Raw genomic sequence first — 10489 nt, forward strand, 5'->3', positions numbered from 1 at the left:
GAATCATATATAATCATAGAAACAAGTAATTACTATTGTCATAGTGAATATAAACTTTTTTCTTGACTTTTTATATGAAGGCGAGCAAAATGGTAAAAAAGGAAGGGGGGATGACGATGGAAGAGTACGTATTAGAGCTGTATAACTTTTTATATACGACAGAATGGCAAGATATTGTTTCATTTCTAGGAATAATGTTTTGTATGAAAATTGTAATTGTATATATGGAAGAGCAAGGTATGTTCTATTCCTTCTCATCTCCGTTCGATGTGCAGCGCGAGCCGTTGCCAAACTATGCCAAGGTAAATTATGAACAATTTCCTTTTGTGATTTTCTTTATGATTCGATTTATAACAGCAATTGTAAAGAAAAAGGAAAGTGACGATGAAGAGTGCCACTCAACTTGTAATATAGCGACTGCTTTTTAAGCTAAATACAAGGAGGAGATTTATATGTGGTTTCGATTTCTTATGATTGGTTTCTTTTCATTAACAGCAATTTCATTAATGGGATATCAAGTGTCTGAAATATATCAAGCGTATAGCAGTACGTTTTTTAACAAAAACTAATCGCATTGCTATTTGAATAATAAAGCGATAAAATCCTTCTTAAGAAGTATTGTTAAGAAGGGTTTTTTCTTTGCCCTGTCTTACTGTGTCAAACTATTGTCACATTTACACTGTGAATAATATGTTAAAATAGTGAGGTTACGTATACATATTTGAAGGAAGAGGAGTGACCATTTTGGTGGATCAATCAACGAATCAGAAAAGCTATGCTCCTATTGTGATAACGCTTTCTGTAATTGTAAATGCGATTATTTTATTTTTGTTCTTTGGACCTGTTGGCTATGAAGGAGAAGTACATTTTGATGTAACAATTTTACCAATGTTAAATGCAATTTTTAATAGCTTTACGTTCGTATTCTTATTAGCAGCTTTATACTCTATTATTAAGAAGAATGTGAAAATGCACCGTGGTTTCATCCTAGCAGCATTTACAACGACGTTGCTATTTTGTGTTTCTTATTTATCGTATCATTACTTGGCGCCAGCAACACATTTTGGCGGAGAAGGATTCATTAAATATGTGTATTTCATCATTTTAATTACACATATTATCCTTGCAGCAATTATTGTACCGCTTGCATTGTTTGCACTTGTGTTTGGTTTTACGAATCAATTAACACGTCACCGTAAAATTGTACGTTGGACGATGCCGATTTGGTTATATGTAAGTTTATCTGGTGTTATTGTTTACTTAATGATCTCACCTTATTACCAATAAAAAAATCTCAGCCTGTAGGCTGGGATTTTTTTGTTAGGCAAATATTTTTGTGAAATGAAAAAAATATGGTATACAAAAGTATAGTTGCTTTTCATATAGAAGGGATGGTAAAGAAATATGCAAAATTTTGTATTTCGTAATCCAACGAAACTTATTTTCGGTAAAGGTCAATTAGAACAGTTGAAAACTGAAATTCCACAGTTCGGTAAAAAAGTTCTTCTCGTATACGGGGGAGGCAGCATTAAAAGAAATGGTATTTATGATAATGTGATTTCTATTTTAAAGGATATAAATGCGGAAGTATTTGAGTTGACAGGAGTTGAACCGAATCCTCGTTTATCAACAGTAAAGAAAGGGATTCAAATTTGTAAAGACAATGGAGTCGAATTTATTTTAGCGGTTGGCGGAGGAAGTGTAATCGACTGTACGAAGGCGATTGCTGCTGGTAGTAAATATGATGGAGATGTATGGGATATTGTAACGAAAAAAGCATTTGCTAGTGATGCATTACCATTTGGTACGGTACTTACGCTTGCGGCAACAGGTTCTGAAATGAATGCTGGTTCTGTCATTACAAACTGGGAAACGAATGAAAAATATGGCTGGGGTAGCCCAGTTACTTTCCCGCAGTTTTCGATTTTAGATCCAGTTCATACTGCATCTGTACCGAAAGATCAAACAATTTACGGTATGGTAGATATTATGTCGCACGTATTAGAGCAATATTTCCATCACGGCATGAATACAGAATTACAAGATCGTTATTGTGAATCTGTTTTAAGAACAGTAATTGAAACAGCTCCTAAGCTTTTAAGTGATCTAGAAAATTATGAGCATAGGGAAACAATTTTATATTGCGGTACTATGGCGTTAAACGGCATTTTAGCGATGGGAGTAAAAGGAGATTGGGCAACTCATAATATTGAGCATGCAGTTTCTGCGGTTCATGATATACCACACGGGGGTGGCCTTGCAATTTTATTCCCGAACTGGATGAAGCATGTTGTAGATGAAAATGTAAGTCGTTTTAAACAGTTCGCTATTCGTGTATTCGATGTAGAAACAGAAGGGAAGACGGATCGAGAAATTGGGTTAGAAGGAATTGAGGCGTTACGTCAATTTTGGACTTCAATTGAGGCGCCGGTAACATTAGCGGATTACGCTATTGGAGAAAATGAAATTGATTTAATGGCTGATAAAGCGATGGCTTATGGTGAATTTGGTACCTTTAAAAAATTAAATAAAGATGATGTTCTTGCAATTTATAAAGCTTCTTTATAAGTGAAGCGAGAGAAGAAACCTATTTGATTGTTGTATCAAATAGGTTTCTTTTTTTGTTTATAACCGGTTTTGATTGATAGTGATTATTTTTGACTGTTTATGGTTGATTTTTGTGATCGTTTTCATTATACTGTAATCAAAGAAGAGGTGAATAAAATGTTAACTCCTGAACGTCATCAAATGATATTGCAACTTGTAAAAGAGCAGAAGGTTGTTAAATTACAACAATTAGTTGAAAGAACAGAAAGCTCTGAATCGACAATTCGTCGTGATTTAGCACAATTAGAAAAACAAAGGTTATTAAAAAGAGTTCATGGTGGTGCCTCTGTTTTAACAGGAAAAGGACAGGAGCCAACGATGATTGAAAAATCATCCAAAAACATTCAAATAAAACAACAAATTGCCAAGTATGCGGCTAGTATTGTTGAACAAGGGGATTGCGTTTATTTAGATGCAGGAAGTACAACATTTGAAATGATTCCATTTTTAATAAATAAAGATGTTACTGTCGTAACGAATGGACTTATGCATATTGAAGCTTTAGTTGAAAATAATATTCGTGCGTATTTACTAGGCGGGATGATGAAGAGTAGGACGAAAGCTTTAATTGGTGCTATGGCACAGGAAAGTATGCAAAAGTACCGTTTTGATAAATGTTTCTTAGGAGCAAATGGTGTACATGAACAGCTTGGTTTTACAACTCCAGATCCAGAAGAGGCACTTTTAAAACAAATGGCATTAACATTTGCGAACGAAGGATATTTCTTAATTGATGAAAGTAAGTTCTCAGAAGTTGCATTTGCGAAAATTGCCAATGTTGAAGAAGCGAATATTATTACAAACCATTTAGAAATTGATTTAGAAAAATATAAAAGACAAACCAATGTAATTGAGGCTGATAAACAATGATCTATACAGTTACTTTAAACCCATCTATTGATTATGTAGTACAAGTTAATTCCTTCGATTTAGGCGCAGTAAATCGAGCAGAGAAAGATATGAAATTTCCTGGAGGGAAAGGCATTAACGTTTCTCGTGTTCTTCATCGTTTAGGTGTTGAAAATGTAGCGCTTGGATTTACTGGTGGATTTACCGGTCGATTTATTAAAGATGTATTACAGGCGGAAGGTGTAACAACAAACTTCGTCCAAGTAGACGGTGATTCCCGAATTAATGTGAAAATAAAAGGGCAAGAAGAGACAGAATTAAATGGGCAAGGTCCTAATGTGACAAATGAACAATTTGAACAATTAATGAAACAAATCGAAAGTATGAGGCAGGGAGATTGTGTTGTACTAGCTGGAAGTGTACCGGCGTCTATCTCAACTACTTTTTATGAATCAATCGCAGCGCTCGGAGCTGAGAAAGGTATTCGTGTAGTAGTCGATGCAAGTGGAAGTGCGCTGCAGCATGTAATTAAAAATAAACCATTTTTAATAAAGCCTAATCATCATGAACTTGGTGAGTTATTCGGAGTAGAGATTTCAACAGTAGAAGATGTTTTACCGTTTGGAAGAAAATTAGTTGAACAAGGTGTAGAGCATGTTATCGTATCAATGGCTGGAGATGGGGCTTTATTATTTACGGCACAAGGTATATATGAAGCAACTGTTCCAAAAGGTGTTGTAATTAATTCGGTTGGGGCCGGAGATTCTCTCGTTGCAGGATTTGTAGGTAAATATGAACAGACAAAAGATATTGAAAAGGCATTTCAATATGGCGTTGCAACAGGGAGTGCAACAGCATTTTCAGCTGATTTATGTGAAAAAGAAAAAGTAGAAGAATTATTGTCGCAAGTAATTGTAACTAAGCGATAGGGGGAAGTAACATATGAAAATTACAGAACTATTAAAAAGGGATACAGTTATTATGAACTTGACAGCTTCAAATAAAGAAGCTGTCATAGATGAATTAGTTGAGAAATTAGACGGAGCAAATCGTTTAAATAGTAAAGCTGAATTTAAAGAAGCTATTTTAAAGCGGGAGTCACAAAGTACAACTGGCATAGGGGAAGGGATTGCTATACCTCATGCGAAGACGAATGCCGTTAAACAACCATCGATTTGTTTTGGTAGAAGTGTAAGCGGTATCAACTATGAGTCGCTTGATGGACAGCCTGCACATCTGTTTTTTATGATTGCTGCGAGTGAAGGGGCGAATAATACTCATTTAGAAACGTTATCTCGTCTCTCTACGTTATTGATGGATGAAGGGTTCCGCAAGCAATTATTAGAAGCAAAGGATGAGGATGAGCTTCTCCGTTTATTTGATGAAAAAGAGAATGAAAAAGAAGACGAAGAAGTTGAAGTAGCAAAGCCGGAAGGGAATGAGCCATACGTATTAGCTGTTACAGCTTGTCCGACTGGTATCGCTCACACATATATGGCTGCGGATAGTTTGAAAGCAAAAGCAGCAGAGTTAGGAATAGCGATTAAAGTTGAAACGAATGGATCAACAGGTGTTAAAAACGATTTAACGAAAGAGGACATTGAACGCGCAACGGCTATTATTGTAGCTGCAGATAAACAAGTAGAAATGAATCGTTTTGCTGGGAAGCATGTCATTCAAGTACCAGTCGCCGATGGGATTAGAAAAACTGAAATCCTTCTTAATCGAGCTATAAAACAAGATGCACCAATCTTTAAAGGGGTAAAAGAGGATGGGAAGGCAGAAAATGTAAAGAAAGAAAAAGGGCTAGGAATTTATAAGCATTTAATGAGCGGTGTAAGTAATATGCTTCCGTTCGTTGTTGGTGGTGGAATTTTAATTGCACTAGCGTTTTCGTTTGGTGGTATAAAAGCGGAAGGTCCTTTAGCTGAATTGTTCATGTCTATTGGGGGAGGAAAAACAGGTGCGTTTTTATTCCTTGTACCAATCTTAGCTGGATTTATTGCGAGTTCTATTGCTGATCGTCCTGGTTTTATGCCTGGTGTTGTAGGTGGGTTTTTAGCAGCACAAGCGAATGCGGGATTTTTAGGTGGATTAATTGCTGGTTTCTTAGCTGGATATGTTGTTTTAGGATTGAAAAGATTATTTTCAGGATTACCAGTACAGTTAGAAGGAATTAAACCTGTTTTGTTATATCCAGTCTTTGGATTGTTGATTACAGGAGTTGTTATGCAAAAAGTAGTAAATCCGCCTGTAGTAGCATTAAATGAAATGTTAACAGGATGGTTAAATGGTTTGAACGGTACGAATGCTATATTATTAGGACTTATTTTAGGCGGTATGATGGCAATTGATATGGGTGGTCCAATTAATAAAGCGGCATTTACATTTGGTATTGCTGCAATAGAAGCACAGAATTTTGGAGTGCACTCAGCAGTTATGGCTGGTGGTATGGTACCGCCACTTGCGATTGCATTCGCAACCACATTCTTTAAAACAAAATTTACAGAAGCAGAACGTAAATCTGGTTTAACAAATTATATTATGGGAGCATCATTTATTACAGAAGGTGCGATTCCATTTGCAGCTGCCGATCCGGTTCGAGTAATAGTAAGCTGTGTTGTTGGTTCAAGTATCGCGGGTGCCTTATCTATGTTATTCCAAATTACATTGCCGGCACCGCATGGTGGATTGTTTGTTATCGCATTAGTGAATAAACCGTTGCTATACATTTTCTCTATATTAATTGGGACGATTGTTTCAGCTATTATGATAGGTGTTTGGAAGAAGAAAGTTAAATAAAAGATAAAAAGGGACAGCTAATAGGAGTTGTTCCTTTTTCGTTACAAAAAGTAATTTAATAATTGGATTATGATGGATTTTGGTAAAAGATGTAATGAAAAGTGATTTTTTTGTAACAAAAAAGTAATACTGTAATTTTTTCTGGAAAAAAATTCTTATACTAATTTGTGAGAAATATATGAAAACTATTGCTAATTTTGGTAGAAATACAATTCTTTAATATGGAAATTTATGTTACAAATCATTAATCGTTTATTACGAATGCTTTGTAATTGTGTGATTTTCGAAATTCTACAAAAAACTGTTGCTATAATGAGAACACGAAAACAAAGCAAATGGAGGCTATTCATGAAAAAATTATTAGGTATAGCAACAGCAGCAGTTTTTGGTCTTGGGATTTTTGTAGGTTCTGCTAAAGCGGAAACGATTGTAACAACAGATGTATTAAACGTTAGAGAAAACCCAACTGTAGAATCAAAACTTGTAGGTAAAATGTTAAGTGGAAATAAATTAGATGTTATAAATACAGAAAACGGATGGTCCAAAATTAAATTAGATGGTAAAGAAGCTTTTGTAAGTGCTGAGTTTACGAAAAGTTCTTATTATGTAACAGCAAACGTATTAAACATTCGTGCTGGAGCGAATACTGATTCAGAGATTCTTGGCACGCTTAAAAAAGATGACTTGATTGAAACGACAAATCAAGTACAAAACGAATGGTTACAATTCGAATATGGCGGGAAAGCGGCGTATGTTCACATACCATTTTTAACAGGTACAGCACCTGTTATTGAAAGAAAAGAAGTTCCAGCTCAAGATGAAGCGCCAACTAAGGTGAAAACGGCGGTTAAAAATGATACATCAGTTAAGGTGAAAGCGCCGGCTAAAAATGATACGGCAGTTAACGGAAAGGAATCAGTTAAAAGTGGAGCATCAAGTAAACCAGTAGCGCAAGCGAAGCCGGCAACTAAGCCAGTGGCGAAATCTACTGAAACAAGTGAACCTGCTGGTCGTGAAATAACAGTAGAAGCGACAGCTTACACAGCTCACCCGAGTGAAAATGGCACATATGGTGGTCGTGTGTTAACTGCGATGGGGCATGATTTAACAGCGAATCCAAATATGAAAGTTATTGCTGTTGATCCGAAAGTAATTCCTCTCGGATCAAAAGTGTGGGTGGAAGGATATGGAGAAGCAATTGCTGGAGATACTGGTGGCGCGATTAAAGGAAACCGTATTGATGTTTTAGTTGGTTCAGATAGCACTGCTGATAGTTGGGGGCGTAAATCCGTTAAAGTGAAAGTTATAAAATAATTTATTAAAATAAAAAACGGCTGCTTGAAAATGTCTAAGCGGCCGCTTTTTTTATATAAGAATTATTGAAAAGGGTAAATTGTTTTACCTGTAATAATTTTATACGCGGTGCAAAATTGAGTTTGTATATACTCTGTATTTTTATTTTCTGGATGTAACGTTGTTTCTTGAAGAGTAGAATGAAAGGAAAGTAGTAAACAATTTAGTGCGAAGTATAATTCTTCTTGTGAACAATTTTGTTCTTTTGTAGCAGTAGCTAAAATAAGGTCTTTTATTAATAATGGAAAATCGATAGTCGCTTGTTTCATAGTCATTGCACCCTCTCCGAGCTATTTTTTATCATGTATATGCAGAATTGGACAAGCTATGCTCTTTTTTTGTGTAATTTCATGTACTGGATTCAAAGAACTTGCAATCATGCCGTTAAAATTGGTAAGATTGGGTATAATCAATAGATGGAGTATATTACATAAAGAGAGTTGAATGATATGGGAGAAGTGCAACGTGAAAAAGTTGCTGTCATCATTGGGCCAACTGCTGTCGGAAAGACGAAATTAAGTATCGATCTTGCAAAAGCGTTGAATGGTGAGATTATTAGTGGTGATTCCATGCAAATTTATCGTACGATGGATATCGGGACTGCAAAGGTGACGACAGATGAGATGGACGGAATTCCACATTATATGATTGATATAAAAGATCCGGAAGATTCATTTTCTGTGGCGGAATTTCAAGAAAGTGTCCGTAAGTGCATTCGAGAAATTACAGAGCGCGGGAAATTACCAATTATTGTTGGTGGAACCGGTCTCTATATACAATCTGTTCTATTCGATTACCAGTTTACAGATGAGGCTGGGGACGCTACATACCGAGAACAGATGGAAAAGTTAGCATTAGAACACGGTGTGGAATATGTACATAAAAAGTTGCAAGAAGTAGATCCAGAAAGTGCGGAGCGTATTCATGCCAATAATGTAAGGCGTGTTATTCGGGCGTTAGAAATTTTTCACACGACGGGTGAAAAAATGAGTAACCAGCTCGAAAAACAAGAAAATGAGTTACTGTACGATGTTTCATTAATTGGCTTGACAATGGATCGAGAAATGCTATACGATCGCATTAACTTACGTGTTAACCTAATGATTGAACAAGGTTTATTAGAAGAAGTAAAAGGTTTACATGAAAGAGGAGTGCGAGATTGTCAATCTATTCAAGCGATTGGTTATAAAGAGATATATGATTATTTTGAGAATCGTGTATCTTTAGAAGAAGCGGTATCACAATTAAAGACGAATTCACGCCGTTATGCAAAACGTCAATTAACGTGGTTCCGTAATAAGATGGATGTCGCGTGGTTCGATGTTACTGATGGTGAAAAAACGTCAGAAATTTTACGATACATAGAAGGAAAGCTACAACTAAAGTCGAATAATAGTAAGTAGAGAAAAAGAGGAGGATTCGACATGAAGCAATCAATCAATATTCAAGATCAGTTTTTAAATCAACTCCGTAAAGAGAATACGTTCGTTACGCTGTACTTATTAAATGGTTTCCAGCTTCGTGGATTAATTAAAGGATTTGATAATTTTACAGTCCTGCTGGAAACAGAAGGTAAGCAACAGCTTATTTATAAACATGCAATTTCTACATTTGTACCACAAAAAAATGTTTCAATTGAATTAGAGTAGTAATGAATTATTGTACATAACAAAAAAAGAGCGAGTTTCTCGCTCTTTTTTTTATTTGTCATAAACAATAAATAGTGAAATTTAAGCGATTCTAAATACAGTAAGACGAATGTTAGTGTTTCCTGTTGCAGGGATCGTAATCTCGTTAAGAGTAGATTGGACAGAAATGTTTGCTCCAGCAGCTAATGTTTCGATTGTAGTAAATGAAAGTGAGTCGCCTATTAGATTTGAAGAGAAGTTGTCAGTAGCAACTGCTCCATTAATTGAAATTCCTACTCCAAGTGGAGCGCATCCTGGCGCAGTTGTAGAAATAGATACGCTAATTACATAAATACCAGCGTTAATAACAGTAACTGTATTTGTGCCGTTAAAGATAATATTGTTTACGTTAATTGCAGTACTAAAAATAAAGTTATTAAATTGGATTACTGTTTGTTGGATGTTGTTTGTTACAACGATTGTTGCTACTGGGAAGCTAGGTCCAGTAGGTCCGGTAACTCCTATACCAGTCGCACCCGTTGGTCCTTGAACACCTTGAGGTCCAGTCGCACCCGTGTTACCTTGAGGTCCAGTAGGTCCGGTAACTCCTATACCAGTCGCACCTGTGTTACCTTGAGCACCTTGAGGTCCGGTAGCACCCGTATTACCTTGAGTGCCTTGAGGTCCGGTAGCACCTGTGTTACCTTGAACACCTTGAGGTCCGGTAGCACCCGTGTTACCTTGAATACCTTGAGGTCCGGTAGCACCTGTGTTACCTTGAGCGCCTTGAGGTCCAGTCGCACCTGTGTTACCTTGAACACCTTGAGGTCCGGTAGCACCCGTGTTACCTTGAATACCTTGAGGTCCAGTGGAACCAGTCGCACCCGTGTTACCTTGAGTACCTTGAGGTCCGGTAGCACCCGTGTTACCTTGAGCACCTTGAGGTCCGGTAGCACCCGTGTTACCTTGAGCACCTTGAGGTCCGGTAGCACCTGTGTTACCTTGAGCGCCTTGAGGTCCGGTAGCACCTGTGTTACCTTGAGCGCCTTGAGGTCCGGTAGCACCCGTGTTACCTTGAGGTCCAGTAGGTCCAGAAGGTCCAGGAGGCCCACCAGAAGGTCCAGTAGGTCCGGTAACTCCTATACCAGTCGCACCCGTGTTACCTTGAACGCCTTGAGGTCCAGTGGCACCTGTATTACCTTGAATACCTTGAATACCTTGAATACCTTGAGGTCCAGTGGAACCAGTGG

11 protein-coding genes are annotated in these 10489 nt (G+C 37.0%); 9 read left to right on the plus strand and 2 right to left on the minus strand.

The window, feature by feature from the left end:
• Positions 1-89: 89 nt before the first annotated feature.
• From AC0IXC_RS13270 to entD, 7 genes are all read left to right on the plus strand, one after another.
• On the plus strand, positions 90-428 hold the full coding sequence (locus tag AC0IXC_RS13270) for a hypothetical protein (RefSeq protein ID WP_078175321.1): 339 nt from the start codon (positions 90-92) through the stop codon (positions 426-428).
• A gap of 316 nt (positions 429-744) precedes the next feature.
• A complete protein-coding gene (locus AC0IXC_RS13275) occupies positions 745-1287 on the plus strand; it encodes a DUF420 domain-containing protein (protein ID WP_000228316.1) in 543 nt (180 codons plus the stop codon).
• A gap of 117 nt (positions 1288-1404) precedes the next feature.
• Entirely contained in the window at positions 1405-2568 is a 1164-nt protein-coding gene (locus tag AC0IXC_RS13280) for an iron-containing alcohol dehydrogenase (RefSeq protein WP_471652940.1), read from the plus strand.
• A 156-nt stretch (positions 2569-2724) separates the two neighbouring features.
• Positions 2725-3477, plus strand: a complete 753-nt coding sequence (locus tag AC0IXC_RS13285; protein ID WP_002128628.1) for a DeoR/GlpR family DNA-binding transcription regulator — start codon at positions 2725-2727, stop codon at positions 3475-3477.
• Positions 3474-4385 carry a 1-phosphofructokinase gene (gene pfkB / locus AC0IXC_RS13290; RefSeq protein WP_002128626.1) on the plus strand — a complete coding sequence of 304 codons (912 nt, stop codon included), beginning with the start codon at positions 3474-3476 and terminating at the stop codon, positions 4383-4385. The genes AC0IXC_RS13285 and pfkB overlap by 4 nt, the downstream gene beginning before the upstream one ends.
• A 13-nt stretch (positions 4386-4398) precedes the next feature.
• On the plus strand, positions 4399-6258 hold the full coding sequence (locus AC0IXC_RS13295) for a PTS fructose transporter subunit IIABC (protein WP_471652941.1): 1860 nt from the start codon (positions 4399-4401) through the stop codon (positions 6256-6258).
• Positions 6259-6606: 348 nt separating this feature from the next.
• Positions 6607-7572 carry a cell wall-binding protein EntD gene (entD, locus tag AC0IXC_RS13300; protein WP_012261516.1) on the plus strand — a complete coding sequence of 322 codons (966 nt, stop codon included), beginning with the start codon at positions 6607-6609 and terminating at the stop codon, positions 7570-7572.
• A gap of 62 nt (positions 7573-7634) precedes the next feature.
• On the opposite strand, the gene AC0IXC_RS13305 is transcribed toward entD, so the two are convergent.
• Positions 7635-7880, minus strand: coding sequence for a hypothetical protein (locus AC0IXC_RS13305; RefSeq protein WP_215591314.1), 246 nt, complete (start codon positions 7878-7880; stop codon positions 7635-7637).
• A gap of 180 nt (positions 7881-8060) precedes the next feature.
• On the opposite strand from AC0IXC_RS13305, the gene miaA reads away from it, so the two are divergent.
• Together miaA and hfq are read left to right on the plus strand one after the other, a co-directional pair.
• The gene (gene miaA / locus AC0IXC_RS13310; RefSeq protein ID WP_002142786.1) at positions 8061-9014 is read left to right on the plus strand and encodes a tRNA (adenosine(37)-N6)-dimethylallyltransferase MiaA; all 954 of its coding nucleotides are present in this window, start codon (positions 8061-8063) and stop codon (positions 9012-9014) included.
• A 21-nt stretch (positions 9015-9035) separates the two neighbouring features.
• Positions 9036-9260 carry an RNA chaperone Hfq gene (gene hfq / locus AC0IXC_RS13315; RefSeq protein WP_000813896.1) on the plus strand — a complete coding sequence of 75 codons (225 nt, stop codon included), beginning with the start codon at positions 9036-9038 and terminating at the stop codon, positions 9258-9260.
• Between the two features lie 81 nt (positions 9261-9341).
• Here the strand turns inward: hfq and AC0IXC_RS13320 are convergent.
• Positions 9342-10489, minus strand: a 1148-nt coding sequence (locus AC0IXC_RS13320) for a Gly-Xaa-Xaa repeat protein (protein WP_471652942.1), incomplete at its 5' end; no start/stop codon positions are given.

This window comes from Bacillus sp. AC266 (assembly GCF_979253805.1).

Excerpts from the sequence above, each read along its gene's own strand:
- AC0IXC_RS13270 (WP_078175321.1), top strand. The coding sequence starts at position 90 with ATGGTAAAAAAGGAAGGGGGGATGACGATGGAAGAGTACGTATTAGAG.
- AC0IXC_RS13280 (WP_471652940.1), top strand. The coding sequence starts at position 1,405 with ATGCAAAATTTTGTATTTCGTAATCCAACGAAACTTATTTTCGGTAAA.
- AC0IXC_RS13285 (WP_002128628.1), top strand. The coding sequence starts at position 2,725 with ATGTTAACTCCTGAACGTCATCAAATGATATTGCAACTTGTAAAAGAG.
- pfkB (WP_002128626.1), top strand. The coding sequence starts at position 3,474 with ATGATCTATACAGTTACTTTAAACCCATCTATTGATTATGTAGTACAA.
- AC0IXC_RS13295 (WP_471652941.1), top strand. The coding sequence starts at position 4,399 with ATGAAAATTACAGAACTATTAAAAAGGGATACAGTTATTATGAACTTG.
- entD (WP_012261516.1), top strand. The coding sequence starts at position 6,607 with ATGAAAAAATTATTAGGTATAGCAACAGCAGCAGTTTTTGGTCTTGGG.
- AC0IXC_RS13305 (WP_215591314.1), bottom strand. The coding sequence starts at position 7,880 with ATGAAACAAGCGACTATCGATTTTCCATTATTAATAAAAGACCTTATT.
- miaA (WP_002142786.1), top strand. The coding sequence starts at position 8,061 with ATGGGAGAAGTGCAACGTGAAAAAGTTGCTGTCATCATTGGGCCAACT.
- hfq (WP_000813896.1), top strand. The coding sequence starts at position 9,036 with ATGAAGCAATCAATCAATATTCAAGATCAGTTTTTAAATCAACTCCGT.